This window comes from Xenorhabdus lircayensis (assembly GCF_016306625.1).
Classification (GTDB): domain Bacteria; phylum Pseudomonadota; class Gammaproteobacteria; order Enterobacterales; family Enterobacteriaceae; genus Xenorhabdus; species Xenorhabdus lircayensis.
The window spans coordinates 108,815-124,591 of the sequence record NZ_JACOII010000028.1; the positions used below are offsets into that span (position 1 = coordinate 108,815).

The 15,777-nt window shown below is 43.9% G+C and carries 12 protein-coding genes; 6 read left to right on the top strand and 6 right to left on the bottom strand.

Translation table 11 applies throughout. The features are described from left to right. Positions 1-60: 60 nt before the first annotated feature. The 4 genes from H8A87_RS07295 to lrp form a co-directional block, all read right to left on the bottom strand. The gene (locus H8A87_RS07295; RefSeq protein ID WP_198689316.1) at positions 61-1,404 is read right to left on the bottom strand and encodes a replication-associated recombination protein A; all 1,344 of its coding nucleotides are present in this window, start codon (positions 1,402-1,404) and stop codon (positions 61-63) included. A gap of 7 nt (positions 1,405-1,411) precedes the next feature. Then, positions 1,412-2,023 carry an outer membrane lipoprotein chaperone LolA gene (lolA, locus tag H8A87_RS07300; RefSeq protein ID WP_198689317.1) on the bottom strand — a complete coding sequence of 204 codons (612 nt, stop codon included), beginning with the start codon at positions 2,021-2,023 and terminating at the stop codon, positions 1,412-1,414. A 72-nt stretch (positions 2,024-2,095) separates the two neighbouring features. Then, positions 2,096-5,452: a DNA translocase FtsK 4TM domain-containing protein gene (locus H8A87_RS07305; RefSeq protein ID WP_198689318.1), complete on the bottom strand. Its 3,357-nt coding sequence runs from the start codon at positions 5,450-5,452 to the stop codon at positions 2,096-2,098. 136 nt (positions 5,453-5,588) lie between these two features. Then, a complete protein-coding gene (gene lrp / locus H8A87_RS07310; protein WP_004256338.1) occupies positions 5,589-6,083 on the bottom strand; it encodes a leucine-responsive transcriptional regulator Lrp in 495 nt (164 codons plus the stop codon). 635 nt (positions 6,084-6,718) lie between these two features. Here lrp and trxB point away from each other — a divergent pair. The 5 genes from trxB (at position 6,719) to infA (ending at position 12,380) form a co-directional block, all read left to right on the top strand. Then, on the top strand, positions 6,719-7,678 hold the full coding sequence (gene trxB / locus H8A87_RS07315; RefSeq protein WP_198689319.1) for a thioredoxin-disulfide reductase: 960 nt from the start codon (positions 6,719-6,721) through the stop codon (positions 7,676-7,678). Positions 7,679-7,782: 104 nt separating this feature from the next. Beyond that, positions 7,783-9,552 carry a heme ABC transporter permease/ATP-binding protein CydD gene (cydD, locus tag H8A87_RS07320; protein ID WP_198689320.1) on the top strand — a complete coding sequence of 590 codons (1,770 nt, stop codon included), beginning with the start codon at positions 7,783-7,785 and terminating at the stop codon, positions 9,550-9,552. Between the two features lie 2 nt (positions 9,553-9,554). Then, positions 9,555-11,297: a heme ABC transporter ATP-binding protein/permease CydC gene (cydC, locus tag H8A87_RS07325; protein WP_198689321.1), complete on the top strand. Its 1,743-nt coding sequence runs from the start codon at positions 9,555-9,557 to the stop codon at positions 11,295-11,297. 8 nt (positions 11,298-11,305) lie between these two features. Then, positions 11,306-11,995, top strand: a complete 690-nt coding sequence (gene aat, locus H8A87_RS07330; protein WP_198689322.1) for a leucyl/phenylalanyl-tRNA--protein transferase — start codon at positions 11,306-11,308, stop codon at positions 11,993-11,995. Between the two features lie 163 nt (positions 11,996-12,158). Beyond that, positions 12,159-12,380 (top strand): translation initiation factor IF-1, encoded by a 222-nt coding sequence (infA, locus tag H8A87_RS07335; protein ID WP_198689323.1) that lies wholly within the window; start codon positions 12,159-12,161, stop codon positions 12,378-12,380. 111 nt (positions 12,381-12,491) lie between these two features. Here the strand turns inward: infA and clpA are convergent, their stop codons facing one another. Continuing rightward, positions 12,492-14,777 (bottom strand): ATP-dependent Clp protease ATP-binding subunit ClpA, encoded by a 2,286-nt coding sequence (clpA, locus tag H8A87_RS07340; RefSeq protein WP_198689324.1) that lies wholly within the window; start codon positions 14,775-14,777, stop codon positions 12,492-12,494. A gap of 31 nt (positions 14,778-14,808) precedes the next feature. Then, positions 14,809-15,129 (bottom strand): ATP-dependent Clp protease adapter ClpS, encoded by a 321-nt coding sequence (gene clpS / locus H8A87_RS07345; protein ID WP_198689325.1) that lies wholly within the window; start codon positions 15,127-15,129, stop codon positions 14,809-14,811. Positions 15,130-15,454: 325 nt separating this feature from the next. On the opposite strand from clpS, the gene cspD reads away from it, so the two are divergent. Beyond that, on the top strand, positions 15,455-15,685 hold the full coding sequence (gene cspD, locus H8A87_RS07350) for a cold shock-like protein CspD (protein ID WP_198689326.1): 231 nt from the start codon (positions 15,455-15,457) through the stop codon (positions 15,683-15,685). Positions 15,686-15,777: the final 92 nt, after the last annotated feature.

Sequence of the window (15,777 nt, forward strand, 5' to 3'; positions counted from 1 at the left end):
GCCCGAATAAATTAACCAAGCTGAAATCTATTGGATATAAACCTTACCGTATCAATAAGATTAACGATAGCGTTTTATCGAACTATTTTGATCCTGTTCCATTAGCCAGTTTAATTTATCTCCAATCTTACCTTCCAGCCCTCTGGCTGTCGGATAATAATAACGTGTTTGTTGCATTTCTGGTGGGAAATAAACTTCACCAGCAGCATACGCATTTACTTCATCATGAGCATAGCGATACGCTTCACCCACTCCCATTTCCTTCATCAGCTTAGTCGGCGCGTTACGCAGATGGGCAGGAACATCGTAATCTGGCTTATCTTGTGCATCTGCTATCGCTGCCTTGAAGGCTGCATAAACCGCATTGCTTTTCGGTGCACACGCAAGATAAACAATCGCCTGTGCAATTGCCCGTTCTCCTTCCGCTGCACCCACGCGCGTAAAACAATCCCATGCAGCTATAGCTACCTGCATTCCGCGTGGATCAGCATTACCCACATCTTCAGAAGCAATCGCCAGTAATCTTCGGGCAACATAAAGTGGATCACCCCCTGCGGTAATGATTCGGGCATACCAGTAAAGTGCAGCATCAGGTGCCGAACCACGGATTGATTTATGCAAGGCAGAAATTAAATCGTAATATCGATCACCTTTATTATCAAACCGCGCACTCCGCTCCCCGCTCACTTCTTTTAACAATTCCAGTGTCAGAACCCGCGGCCCCTGAGTATTGACTTCTGCCATGTCTGACATCATTTCCAGCAAGTTCAGTGAGCGACGCGCATCTCCCGCAACAAGCTCTGCTATCATCTGGCGGGTATTGTCCGGTAAAATGATATTTTGCTCACCAATGCCACGCTCTTTATCGTTCATGGCCTGAATGAGTACCTGCTCAATTTCTGGCGTTGAAAGCGATTTCAGTAAATAGACACGGGCCCGTGACAGCAACGCTGAATTTAATTCGAAGGAAGGATTTTCAGTCGTTGCTCCAATAAATGTGATCGTACCATCTTCAATATGCGGTAAAAACGCATCTTGCTGGCTTTTATTAAATCGATGAACTTCATCCACAAATAAGATGGTTCTACGCCCAGCATTACGGTTTTGACGTGCTTTTACTATGGACTCACGAATTTCTTTAATGCCGGATGTCACTGCCGAGATTCGTTCAATATCGGCTTGTGCATAGTAACCAATAATTTCGGCCAGAGTTGTTTTTCCTGTTCCTGGTGGTCCCCACAAAATCATAGAGTGGAGGTATCCAGCCCGGATCGCTCTTGGTAAAGGCTTTCCTTCTGCCAGTAAATGCTGCTGACCGATATAATGATCTAATGTAACTGGCCGCATTCTTGCAGCCAGTGGCTGAAATTCATTCTGTGAAAAATCGAGTGAAAGGTTGTTCACTTAAACCTCACTGGCGTTGGTCATCCAGTGTAACACCTTCTGGTACGGTAAATTTGAATTTTGCCGCATCCACGCTGGCGTTTTGCTGCCCTTTCAATTGATAGGCGCTTTTTTGTCCATCCTGTTCAACCGCCGTAAATTTCTGGATCGTTCCCTCTGGTGTCACAGTAATTGAAAAATGTCTTAAATTTCCATTGGTATTATTGGGAGCCAACTCAAAATTATTGCCATTTTGCACAACTTTGTACTGTTTCCAGTCAGCGGAATCATTACGCGCAATTAACATAAATGGCGTATTTCCCGTTGCATCTTTTAACCAGTTCGCTGTCACTTGTTCAACAAAGGGATTATAAAACCACAGAGTTTTGCCATCGGAAACCAAAACGCTCTCATCAGGTGATGTCATGTGCCAATTAAATAAATTAGGGCGTTTGATCCAAAGTTCTCCTTCTCCTTTTTGGATCGTTGAACCATCATTACTTGTGACCGTTTGAGTAAAACTGGCATGAAAACTATTTACTTTGCCCAAACGCCCTTGCAGATCCTGCGTAGCATCAGCCCATGCAGAACCCACGCTCACACCCATCATCAGACAACCAATCAACATCAGTTTTTTCATGTGCGAGATACCTTCAATTCATATTATTATCAGCTTCAATAGCCGATACCGCATTGCCTTTAACAACAATGATTAATGCTCGTGCGGCGGAGGTGCCAAAACTTCACGATTGCCATTATGACCAGGTGTACTGACAATCTGCTGTACTTCCATCTGTTCGACAATCCGAGCCGCTCGGTTATATCCGATACGGAATTGGCGTTGCACTCCCGAAATGGAAACACGACGTTTTTCAGTTACAAATTCGACTGCTTGATCAAACAGGGGATCCAGCTCTTCATCGCTATCAAACCCCAAACCGCCTTCACCTTCTTCTCCGCCCTTGATAATACTATCGATATATTGAGGACGACCACGGGCTTTCCAGTCATTAACTACTTCATGGACTTCTTGATCACGTACAAATGCACCATGAACACGCACAGGAATGGAAGAGTTTGGTGCCAAATAAAGCATATCACCCATGCCAAGTAATGATTCTGCTCCACCTTGATCAAGAATGGTACGGGAGTCGATTTTACTAGACACCGTAAATGCAATACGCGTCGGAATATTCGCTTTAATCAATCCAGTAATAATATCAACAGAAGGGCGCTGCGTTGCCAACACCAAGTGGATACCTGCTGCTCGTGCTTTCTGGGCCAAGCGTGCAATTAATTCTTCCACTTTCTTCCCAACTGTCATCATCAAGTCGGCAAATTCATCAACCATAACAACGATATAAGGCTCTTTTTTCAGCATAGGATGCGTTGCATCCATACTGTCACCCGGTTTCCAGAAAGGATCAGGAATTGGGCGCCCCATATTTTCCGCCTGTTTGATCTTGTCGTTATACCCGGCAAGATTACGCACACCCAGGGCTGACATCAGCTTGTAGCGTCTTTCCATTTCATTCACGCACCAGCGCAATGCATTAGCCGCATCTTTCATATCGGTGACAACTTCGGTCAACAAATGTGGAATACCTTCATAAACCGATAATTCGAGCATTTTCGGGTCGATCATGATAAAGCGAACATCCTCTGGTTTCGCTTTATACAGAATACTGAGGATCATGGCGTTAACCCCCACTGATTTACCCGATCCGGTGGTTCCTGCAACTAGCAAGTGAGGCATTTTACCCAAATCAGCAACAACTGGCTGCCCCGCAATGTCCTTCCCAAGAACGATAGTTAACGGTGATGGATTATCACGGAATTTCTCGCAATCCAGGACTTCCCGCAGGTAAACTGTTTGGCGTTTCTTATTGGGTAATTCTAGACCAACGTAAGGTCTCCCCGGAATAACCTCCACAATACGAACGGCCACCGCTGAAAGTGAACGAGCAAGATCACGCGATAAATTGGAAATACGGGAGGCTTTAACCCCAGGAGCTAGATCCAATTCAAAACGTGTAATGACAGGGCCAGGTGAAAACCCAACAACATCCGCTTTGACGCGATAATCATTCAAACGGGCTTCAATCAAACGAGAAATTTGTTCAAGACCAAACATATCAACCGGTTCTTCTTCAGTTGGCGGTTTCGCCAGAAGGTCTAGAGAAGGCATCGGCGTTGTTGGTTTTGGCAATGGCTGATCATTGCGTATCAAGAATGGATGGAACAGACTATCCTGCTGCGCTTGCTGCGCAAAAGTATGCTGAATTATCGATTCATGGGAAGCAGAAACAGGAATTATTTTTTGTTCCTGAATTTGTTGAATCGATGATTTTGTTGGCATCAATGTAGGTTCAGCAGGCTCGGGTTTACCAAGATCATCACTCTGAGGCAAATGGGTAAACTCCGATTTTTCATCTTGTACTGAAAGTTGTGCTGAAGCAACAGGTCGGTTTATTTGGTAACGTTCACGTTGCTGCTGCTCAAATTCTATTCGCAACGATTCTTCCTGCGCTTCCTGTTCAACTACGCTATTTTCCGTACTATTTTTATCCGTAAATGCAGCTACTGTTTGTTGTCTATAGACCGACGTAGTTTCCTCATGCGACTCTTTGTTTTCCGATTCAAAATCAAAACCATAGCGCTCACTTTGCTGTTCGAGGAATTGCTGACGCAGCATGCTTTGCTGTTGCTCATCCATTTGCTGTTCATTAGTTTCTGCAATCAGTTCATTCTGCTTTTCTTTTTCTTCCTTTTGCAGATGTTCCGCCAAACGATGAGAGGGCACTTTAACACCATACAATTCTCGGCGTGTAGGTATTCTGACAGGATTAGGGCGAGGCATTTCAGGGCCAATACCCTGTTTAACCTGAGGGTTTTTCATTACAACGGCAGAACTGACAACACTCGCCGCCGTATTTATCAGATTGTTATTGTCTGATTCTGTATCCAGTTGATAATCGGCGGGTAATTCAAATGCATAACGAACAGGCTCTTGTCCCTGTTCTTGTCCTTGCTCTTCTTCTGCCCTATGCCCTAATTCAGCTTGCATAGGTTCTGGTGAGGTCGCTACTGGCAGAATAACTGGTTGCGGTGTGTGCTCGCTGTCAAATGAATATTCGACCGTTTCTGATAACACGGTTTCTGGCGCAATCACTTCTGCGGAAATGGGTTCAGATGAACTATTTTTCTGAGATTTTTCGCTATCTTCTTCTATAGCAGGAAGGGTTGAAGTAGTCTGCAACTCTAAATCTGTATTAACTAATTCGACTACCGTTGGAGATGTCAGCAATATATCATCTTCATCTATCGTTTCATTAGCAACGGCTGCCCTAGATATTCCATTTTTATCCGCATGTTCAGCCCGTTTCTGCTCACTGCCTGAATGCAAAACTGGTGCACCTTCTAACTCTTCATCGTCATATTCAGCTTCATTACGGCTACGGTTTACCACAAAACTGAGTGAATCCAGAATCACCGCACCAATTCTTTCCGCAATCGTGAGCCATGACCAGCCCGTAAATAATGTGAGTCCAACAGCCCAGACACCAAGCAGAGCCAATGTCGCACCAAGGATATTAAACCAAGGCAGAATTGCATTGCTGAATAAGTTACCGACAACCCCTCCGGCAGCAAATTCATCAAAATCATCAATATTGAGTGCAGCCAAGCCGCATGAGGTCAGTATCAGAGCCAAAGCACCAATGACACGTAATGCGAATGCGAAGAAATCAACATACTCTTGCCTATCTTTCTGACGGAAAGCATTCCAACAGCCTAAAAGCATTAACGGCGGGACTGCATAGGCAAGAATACCAAATGCCGAGAATAGTGTGTCTGATAACCAGGCTCCAACACTGCCACTCCAATTATGAACAGGTTCATGCCATGACGTTTGTGACCAACTGGGATCGGAGGGATTGAAACTGACAAGCGCTACCATCAAGTACACTGCGCAAATGGCAATAACCAACAGAACGGCTTCCAGAAGCCGTCGGCCACTGCTTATTTTTTTTAACTTAACACGTTTGTCTTCTGTATATTCCTGGTTCAAGAAAGGCTCTCCAGGTTTTCCTGTTGATTAAACGGAACAACGCTGAGGATAGCTCAGCGTTGAAACTGTATGCATAAACAGGAGTGTACCTAAGTTTTTCCTGTTTTGCATCTGTACATTTTAGTTAGGCAAAGGCTTAACGAGTCTTAATCACCAAACGGTTACTCTGTTTCACTTCTTCCATAACAACATAAGTACGGGTATCGTTAACCCCTGGGAGACGCAGCAGGGTTTCGCCGAGTAATTTACGGTATGCAGACATATCTGGTACACGCGTTTTCAGTAAGTAGTCAAAATCACCAGAAACTAAATGACATTCTTGGATTTCTTCCAGCTTCTGGACAGCAGTATTAAATTGTTCAAATACATCTGCCGCACCACGATTCAGAGTAATTTCAACGAATACCAGCAATGATGCATCCAAGTAATGAGGATTCAACAAAGCGGTGTAGCCAGAGATAAAGCCCTGACGCTCCAAGCGACGTACACGTTCCAGACAAGGCGTTGGTGATAAACCAACCCGCTTGGATAACTCCACGTTAGAAATACGGCCGTCTTTTTGCAACTCGTTAAGGATATTACGATCTATACGATCAAGATCTTTTCCTGGACGCTTCTTATTATCAATCATCTTATTGCTCTCTCTTTATATTCCTACACCCATAACATTTTCCCTATCTCTTTCAAGCGGTTGAGCTGGAAAAGATGTCTTCAAAGGCTAAAGCTCAATCTATAACCAAGGTTTGAGGCCTACTAAAATCTCCCAGAATACGGTTTCCTAGAATTCGGTTGACTAAAATACGACTACCCAGAAAACCATTTTCCAGAACATATTCTCCCAAGACACTATGATCTTTCAGAAAGCAGCCTAACGGCAATTTTTATATTCTATGAGAAAATCACCCACACCTATTTGTCTATTCTATAGAAACAATTGATTAGCGAGGTAGATAATTATCTCTTACACAGATGTTTTCGCAAATGCACAGCCGATTGTCAAAGTAAATGAACAAAAATCAGAACAACCTGCCAAACAAATTTTCAGTAAATCGTTTCAATAGCTTGTTTAATATCTTAAATGTATAAATGATGTTCGATTCAGAAGGTTAAACAATCTCTTCTTACATTTCGATTACATCATAGTTACTATCTATCGGTAAAATCGTTAATAACATGAATATTTTATCTGATAATCGCTTTTTTTAACTTATTATTTCTCCTACAATCCCTAAATTCGCAATACGAGATAATGGAAATGAGGTATTCATGAGCACAGCCAAACACAGTAAACTCATCATTCTTGGTTCAGGTCCTGCTGGTTATACCGCTGCTGTTTACGCGGCCCGCGCTAATTTAAACCCTGTTCTCATTACAGGGGTGGAAAAAGGCGGCCAATTGACCACCACGACTGAGGTTGAAAACTGGCCTGGTGATCCTGAAGGGCTGACTGGCCCAGGCTTGATGGAGCGTATGTTCCAACACGCTGAAAAATTTCAAACAGAAATTATTTCTGACCATATCCAGAAAGTTGATTTTTCAAAAAGACCATTCTATTTATATGGGGATACCCAAGAATATACCTGTGACGCTTTAATCATCGCAACAGGTGCTTCAGCCCGTTATCTCGGATTGCCTTCCGAAGAAGATTTCAAAGGTCGTGGTGTGTCTGCTTGCGCAACATGCGATGGTTTTTTCTATCGCAAACAAAAAGTTGCCGTAGTCGGTGGAGGTAATACTGCCGTTGAAGAAGCTCTGTATTTAGCAAATATCGCCTCTGAAGTTCATTTGATTCACCGCCGTGATACTTTCCGTTCGGAGAAGATCCTGATTGACCGTATGATGGAGAAGGTCAAGAACGGCAATATCATCCTGCATACCGATCGAACTCTGGATGAAGTGTTAGGTGATGATATGGGGGTTACGAGTATCCGTATTCGTGATACGAAAAGTGACAATACTGAAGAACTGGATGTCACTGGCGTTTTCATCGCCATCGGCCACAGCCCGAATACTGGCATTTTTAATGGCCAGCTTGAACTGGAAAACGGATATATTAAAGTCCAATCTGGATTACATGGTAATGCCACCCAGACCTCCATTCCGGGGATTTTTGCTGCCGGAGATGTTATGGATCATGTGTATCGTCAAGCCATCACTTCAGCAGGTACAGGCTGTATGGCTGCACTGGATGCTGAACGTTTCCTTGACGGATTGGCAACCAAATAATCCATCTTTCCTTAAAAGCGCTATCGAAATAGCGCTTTTTAACAGGTAACATAAAGCGTGTTTTGATATTCCGTATCATCACCTGCTAATCAGAAATTTTTCTTATGGATAAAACAAGACAATCTGAACTTGTTCGATGGCTGAGACAACAAAGTGCTCCTGCCCGTCGGTGGCTCCGTCTATCGATGCTACTCGGCCTAATCAGTGGATTACTGATCATCTCTCAAGCCTGGCTCTTAGCTTCAATCCTCCAAGCCCTGATCATGGACAATGTTCCCCGTGAAAATCTTATCAATCAGTTTCTGATGCTGGCCGCCACCTTTACATTGCGGGCAATAATTAATGCTATTCGGGAACGTGTCGGGTTTATCTGTGGCAAGGTGGTGCGCCAGCAAATCCGCAGTATGGTATTGGATAAACTGGAACAACTAGGGCCGGTATGGGTTAAGGGAAAACCTGCAGGAAGCTGGGCGACTATTATCCTAGAGCAAATCGAAGACATGCAGGATTTTTATTCTCGCTATCTGCCCCAAATGACTCTTGCTACCATAATCCCTATCTTAATCCTGATTACCGTGTTTCCAATTAATTGGGCCGCAGGATTGATTTTGCTTGTCACTGCGCCATTGATTCCTCTGTTTATGGCTCTGGTGGGATTAGGGGCCGCAGATGCCAACCAACGCAATTTTGTTGCTCTCAGCAGGTTAAGCGGTAATTTCCTCGATCGCTTACGGGGGCTGGAAACGTTGCGCCTATTCCATCGAGGAAAATCTGAAGTTGAACAAATATCTGAATCAACAGATAATTTTCGTCATAGAACGATGGAAGTACTACGTATGGCATTCTTATCTTCAGCCGTATTAGAGTTTTTTGCCGCAGTTTCCATTGCCGTTGTTGCCGTTTATTTCGGTTTTTCCTATCTAGGGGAATTACACTTTGGCAGTTACGGAATGGGTGTTACGTTGTTTGCTGGCTTCCTTGCCTTGATCCTCGCACCTGAGTTTTTTCAGCCACTACGCGATTTAGGAACGTTTTATCATGCAAAAGCTCAGGCAGTAGGGGCGGCTGAATCGCTTTTCACCCTACTCAACAGTGATGGAGAACAGGCAGAAACCAACGGTGAGAAAACACTATCAGATAAAGACCCCGCGACGATTGAGGCCAGCGAACTGGAAATTCTGTCCCACGATGGTCATCGCCTTGCTGGCCCATTAAGTTTCACAATTGATAAGCACCAGCGGATCGCTCTGGTTGGGAAAAGTGGCGCAGGCAAAAGCTCATTGATCAATGTATTGCTAGGATTTCTGCCTTATCACGGCTCCCTGAAAATTAATAGTATTGAACTGCGTGAACTCAACCTCGCCAAATGGCGTGAACGGCTGAGTTGGGTTGGGCAAAATCCACATCTACCAGAACAAACTCTGCTCGATAATATTCGCCTCGGTCAATATGATGCAACACAAGAGCAAATCAATGATGTGATGGAGCGAGCTTATGTTAATGAATTTGTTAATAATCTGCCAGATGGAGTCAATACGGTAGTTGGCGACAATGCTGCTCGTCTGTCTGTCGGGCAAGCTCAGCGTATTGCCGTGGCACGAGCGTTATTACATCCCAGCCAATTACTGCTGTTGGACGAGCCAGCCGCTAGTCTTGATGCACATAGCGAACAACGTGTGATGATGGCCTTAAATCAAGCCTCCCATCAGCAAACCACATTGCTGGTAACTCATTTGCTGGAAGAAACACTGGCATATGATCAAATCTGGGTAATGGAGAATGGGTTACTGATTGAGAAAGGTGATTATCAGAGCTTACGTCAGTCTCAAGGTGCATTTTCCCGTCTGTTGTCTCACCGTAGTGTGGAGCTCTAATCATGCGTGTATTACTCCCATTTCTCGCACTCTACCGCCGCCATTGGTTTCTCATTAGCTTAGGTATGGTATTGGCGATTGTGACCCTGCTAGCCAGTATTGGCTTGTTAACACTTTCCGGTTGGTTCCTTGCCGGTACTGCCTTGGCTGGATTCGCGGGATTATATACGTTTAACTATATGCTGCCTGCTGCGGGCGTCCGTGGCGCTGCCATTTTCCGTACTGCTGGTCGTTATGGTGAGCGGATTGTCAGCCACGATGCGACATTCCGTGTATTGGCGCATTTGCGTGTTTTTACTTTTCAGAAAATTATGCCACTTTCTCCGGGAGGTATTGCCCGTTTTCGTCAAGGTGAACTGTTAAACAGGCTCGTTGCTGATGTCGAAACATTGGATCACCTTTATCTACGAGTCATTTCTCCTGTCCTCGCCGCATTTGTTGTGATTTTAGTACTAACATTTGGCTTGGGATTCCTTGATATCGCCCTCGCCTATACTCTCGGCGGTATTATGTTAGGGCTACTGCTGGTATTACCTTTCGTGTTTTACCATGCCGGAAAACCCTACGGCAGAAACATCACCCTACTGCGCGGTCAATATCGAACATTACTCACCAGCGCCTTGCAGGGGCAGGCTGAATTAACCGTGTTTGGTGCACTTAAGCATTTTCGTCAATCCATGACAGAAACTGAATGCAATTGGTTAAAAAACCAACAACAACAGGCTAATTTAACTGGGCTCTCACAAGCCATCATGATTTTCTCTACAGGGATGACAGTAACTCTGATGATTTGGTTAGCTGCGGCTGGTGTTGGAGAAAATAATCAACCAGGCGCATTAATAGCGCTGTTTACATTCTGTGCTCTCGCTGCCTTTGAGGCCCTTGGGCCAGTTACCGTAGCATTCCAACACATGGGGCAAGTTATTTCATCTGCAACTCGTGTTTCCCAGTTAATGCACCAAAAACCGGAAGTTACTTTCCCTGCCAATGGGCCACAAGCGAATAACGCTCTCAGCCTTGAGATAAAAAATATTGATTTCACCTACCCTGGCCAACCGCTGCCAGTATTGAAAAATATTTCTCTATCTCTGACATCAGGTGAGCATATTGCTTTATTGGGAAAAACAGGATGTGGTAAGTCAACGCTCTTACAATTATTGACCCGCGCATGGGACGTCAATAGCGGTGAGATTCAACTCAATCAGCAACCTATTTCCAACTATGATGAAGCAACGCTGCGCTCAATGATGTCTATCATTCCCCAGCGGATACATATATTCAGCCATACCCTGCGTGAAAACCTTTTATTAGCAAAACCGGATGCCAGCGATGATGAATTAGCAACCGTACTGCAACAAGTAGGTTTAGGAAACTTGCTAGGCACTGATAAAAAGCTAAACTGTTGGATGGGCGAAGGCGGGCGTCAACTTTCTGGTGGAGAACAACGCCGTTTGGGTATTGCCAGAGCGTTGTTGCACAATGCCCCTTTAATGCTTCTGGATGAACCGACTGAAGGACTTGATGCAGATACTGAACAACAGATTCTGTCACTTTTACACCACAGTTGCCAGCACAAGACACTGATTATTGTTACCCATCGGCTAACAGGTTTACAGCATATGGATCGAATCTGTGTTATGGATGAGGGACACATTATTGAGCAAGGCAAACATGATGTGTTACTAGCTCAACTGGGGCGTTATTATCAATTTTATCAGCGACAGAGCTATCCTGAGCAGGAGTGATTCATTTTATGTCGATAGCTCAACTGGATAACTCATATGAATTTCCCCATCCAACCAATGCGTTGACTGAACCCAATGGTTTACTGGCGTTTGGAGGAGATCTTAGTGCAGAACGTTTAAGAGTAGCGTATCATGAGGGAATTTTTCCGTGGTATTCGCCCAATGAGCCTCCTTTATGGTGGTCTCCCGATCCCCGGGCGGTATTAATTCCCGGAGAATTGTATACTGGCCGAACACTACGTCGTTTTATTCGCAAACATATTTACCAAATTACGGTAAACTATGCTTTCGACGAAGTGATATATCATTGCGCCCAACGACAAGAGGGCACTTGGATCGGGTTGGATGTTCAGCGAGGTTATCAAACCCTGCATAAGGAAAGTTTAGCTCATTCAGTGGAAGTTTGGCATGACCGCCAACTTGTGGGTGGCTTATACGGCGTTTGTATAGGTACACTATTTTGTGGTGAATCGATGTTTAGCAGAATGGAGAATGCATCCAAGTGCGCTTTTATAGCATTCTATCACCACTTTTTACGTCATGGTGGTCGACTGTTTGACTGTCAGGTATTAAATCACCACACAGAATCATTGGGCGCCAAAAATATCCCAAGGGAAGAGTTTCTTCAGTATCTTTATCAATTAAGAGAGCAGCCATTACTATCAGGCTGCTGGTCTGCGCAGATGCTGGATGTATAATCATCACTTAGGAATTAATGCTGTTCACGGTGGGAATGTCACTATCCATCATACTATCATTCGTAAAATGATGGTTTAAAATACGACATTCCTTTACATAATGATGGTTTTTCGGCATTATCTTGCCGATTAAAAACTATGGTTGTTACATTTAGAGGATTAGATGGCCAAAGAAGACAATAATTTTGAAATGCAGGGTACTGTGTTAGAAACACTGCCAAACACCGTGTTTCGTGTTGAATTAGACAACGGGCACGTTGTCACCGCTCACATCTCAGGAAAAATGCGTAAGAACTATATCCGTATCCTGACTGGAGACAAGGTAACAGTCGAGCTAACTACATATGATCCAGAAAAAGGCCGTATCACCTTCCGTAGCCGCTGATTAAGATACCTTTTAACACCACAGGTGATGGTATTTTCAGCATCAACCTGTGGTGTGGCTTTAGGCTTTACCGCCAGTTTCTACGTTATCACTTACTTAACAATACATTACTTACAATACAGCATCTTCTGATTTCTTTTTACTCGATTTTTGTGCACCCTTAAAATCGTATGTTAATGCCTGTTTAGTTTTATCAAGATTAATCTTGACCGATCCTCCATGCACCAGAGAACCAAACAACAACTCATTCGCTAATGGTTTTTTGAGGGTGTCCTGAATTACGCGAGCCATAGGACGTGCTCCCATCGCTTTATCGTAACCTTTATCACATAACCACTGACGAGCATCTGCACTGATTTCCAGAGAAACACCTTTTTCATCCAGTTGAGCTTGTAACTCGACGATAAATTTATCAACAACTTGCTGAATAACTTCAGAAGATAGTGCATCAAACCAAATGATGCCATCAAGACGATTGCGGAATTCAGGCGTGAAAGTCCGTTTGATTTCTTCCATTCCATCCGTGCTATTATCTTGTTCAGTAAAACCAATGGATTTACGCTGTATCTCACGTACCCCCGCATTGGTTGTCATCACCAAAATAACATTGCGAAAATCCGCCTTGCGGCCATTATTGTCGGTCAATGTTCCATTATCCATAACCTGCAACAATAAGTTAAATACATCGGGGTGGGCTTTTTCAATCTCATCCAGCAGTAGAACAGAATGCGGATGTTTGATAATAGCATCAGTCAATAACCCTCCCTGATCATATCCTACATAACCCGGTGGTGCGCCAATTAAACGACTGACAGTATGGCGTTCCATATATTCCGACATATCAAATCGCAGTAATTTGACATTCAATACCTTAGCAAGTTGAACTGTTACTTCTGTTTTGCCCACTCCCGTAGGCCCTGCAAATAGGAAAGACCCTACTGGTTTATGATCCTGACCCAACCCAGCACGGCTCATTTTAATGGCTTCCGTCAATGCTCCGATGGCTCTATCTTGACCAAAGACCAGCATCTTCAAACGATCATCCAGTGTTCTCAATACATCTTTATCGCTGGCCGACACTGTTTTTTCTGGGATGCGGGCTATGCGAGCAACAACGGATTCAATATCAGCAACGTTAATCGTCTTTTTACGACGACTAGATGGAACTAACCTTGTCCTCGCACCAGCTTCATCGATAACATCAATGGCTTTATCTGGCAAATGGCGATCGGTAATGTATTTCACCGATAACTCAACCGCAGCACGAATGGCTTTTGCTGTATAACGGACATCATGGTGTGCCTCATATTTAGCACGTAGTCCATTGATAATTTGTACCGTCTCCTCAGGCGAAGGCTCAAGAATATCAATTTTCTGAAACCGACGAGCCAAAGCCCGATCTTTTTCAAAGATATTGCTGAACTCATGATAAGTCGTCGAACCAATGACCCGAATACGCCCACTGGACAACAGTGGCTTAATGAGGTTAGCAGCATCAACCTGCCCACCTGAAGCGGCGCCGGCACCAATAATAGTATGGATTTCGTCAATAAAGAGAATGCTTTTTCTGTCTTGCTCTAAGGTTTTTAACAACGACTTGAAGCGCTTCTCAAAATCACCGCGATATTTTGTACCTGCCAGCAGTGAACCAATATCTAAGGAATAGATAGTGTAACCCTGCATAACTTCGGGGACATTCTTTTGCACAATACGCCATGCGAGTCCTTCGGCAATGGCGGTCTTACCAACACCAGACTCCCCAACAAATAGAGGATTATTTTTGCGGCGGCGGCATAGTACCTGAACTGTTCTCTCCAATTCATTCTGACGCCCGACAAGCGGATCAATTTGACCCTTCTGTGCCAATTGATTCAAGTTGGTGGTGAAATTCTCCAACCGATCTTCATTTACGACCTGCTCTTCCTGAACTGGATTAATACTGTGGTGAGAATCGTTATCAGATTCATCTTTACGCGTTCCATGAGAAATGAAATTCACGACATCCAAGCGACTGACATCGTGCTTACGCAGCAAATAAGCGGCTTGAGATTCCTGTTCACTGAAAATGGCGACCAAGACATTCGCCCCAGAGACTTCTGAACGCCCCGAGGACTGAACGTGAAATACCGCGCGCTGTAAAACACGCTGAAAACTTAAGGTGGGTTGTGTATCCCTGTCATCATTTTCAGATAACAAGGGAGTGGTTTGTACAATAAAACTTTCCAATTCCTGGCGTAACATCGCCAGATCAACTTTACAAGCCTCCATTGCTTCTCGCGCTGATGTGTTACTTAACAACGCCAGCAACAGGTGCTCTACAGTCATAAATTCATGTCTGTTATCCCTTGCTTTGGCAAAAGCAATGTTGAGACTAAGCTCCAGTTCTTGATTGAGCATAAGCACCTCCTCCTAAAATCAGTAAGCCAGATCAAACCCTTTCCAGCGTGCAAAGTAACGGATGCTCGTGCTCCTTAGCATACATGTTCACTTGCGCAGCTTTAGTTTCTGCGACCTCTGCCGTATAAATTCCGCAAACTGCTTTCCCTTTGTGATGGACATCCAGCATTAGTTGCGTTGCTCGTTCAACATCATAAGAAAAGAACTTTTGCAATACGTCAACCACAAACTCCATAGGGGTATAATCGTCATTGTTAAGAACAACCTTATACATCGATGGAGGTTGTAGTTTTTGTTTTGTATCATCCTTAATAAATTCTTTAACTTTCAAATCGTTATAAAACTCGGTCATTATTCTTCCGCTGGGTATAAACTTTCCACTGAATTTTAGTATGAACTAATTCATTCCACTGCTATATATTTTATCACTTCATACAGCACTCTGCTTCTCCCCTCTTTGATCACCAAGTAAAGATTTTGCCTAAAAATCAGATACCGTTATCTATATCAAACTTTAGCCATTTGAGACAGCTCGACGTTATTTATATGCTTGACGACGTAATGAATTTCACTACAGTATATTTTATGAACACCGCATCCTGTCTGGGCGTCTGTTCATATTTTGAAATTCTTAGTGACTCCTAAATCCGAAATCGTGATACGAGGGATAGAGAAGTATGGAAACAGGTACTGTTAAATGGTTCAATAATGCAAAGGGCTTTGGATTTATTTGCCCAGCGAGCGGGGGTGATGACATATTTGCTCACTATTCAACCATTCAGATGGATGGTTATAGGACGCTGAAAGCTGGACAGAAAGTGAATTTCAGTGTTCATCAAGGCCCCAAAGGTAATCACGCCAGCCTTATTGTACCTCTGGAAGATGGCTCAAAATCAAAAAAAGAGTGACCCTATAAAAAATTCATAATTCCCACGCCACAAATAAACAATGGGCTTACTTGTGGCGTGCTATCAGCACAGCCCACTTCATTCTACGATTC

Coding starts and splice junctions, on each gene's coding strand:
- cydC (WP_198689321.1), top strand. CDS start 9,555: ATGCGTGTATTACTCCCATTTCTCGCACTCTACCGCCGCCATTGGTTT.
- lrp (WP_004256338.1), bottom strand. CDS start 6,083: ATGATTGATAATAAGAAGCGTCCAGGAAAAGATCTTGATCGTATAGAT.
- infA (WP_198689323.1), top strand. CDS start 12,159: ATGGCCAAAGAAGACAATAATTTTGAAATGCAGGGTACTGTGTTAGAA.
- cspD (WP_198689326.1), top strand. CDS start 15,455: ATGGAAACAGGTACTGTTAAATGGTTCAATAATGCAAAGGGCTTTGGA.
- clpS (WP_198689325.1), bottom strand. CDS start 15,129: ATGACCGAGTTTTATAACGATTTGAAAGTTAAAGAATTTATTAAGGAT.
- cydD (WP_198689320.1), top strand. CDS start 7,783: ATGGATAAAACAAGACAATCTGAACTTGTTCGATGGCTGAGACAACAA.
- lolA (WP_198689317.1), bottom strand. CDS start 2,023: ATGAAAAAACTGATGTTGATTGGTTGTCTGATGATGGGTGTGAGCGTG.
- clpA (WP_198689324.1), bottom strand. CDS start 14,777: ATGCTCAATCAAGAACTGGAGCTTAGTCTCAACATTGCTTTTGCCAAA.
- trxB (WP_198689319.1), top strand. CDS start 6,719: ATGAGCACAGCCAAACACAGTAAACTCATCATTCTTGGTTCAGGTCCT.
- aat (WP_198689322.1), top strand. CDS start 11,306: ATGTCGATAGCTCAACTGGATAACTCATATGAATTTCCCCATCCAACC.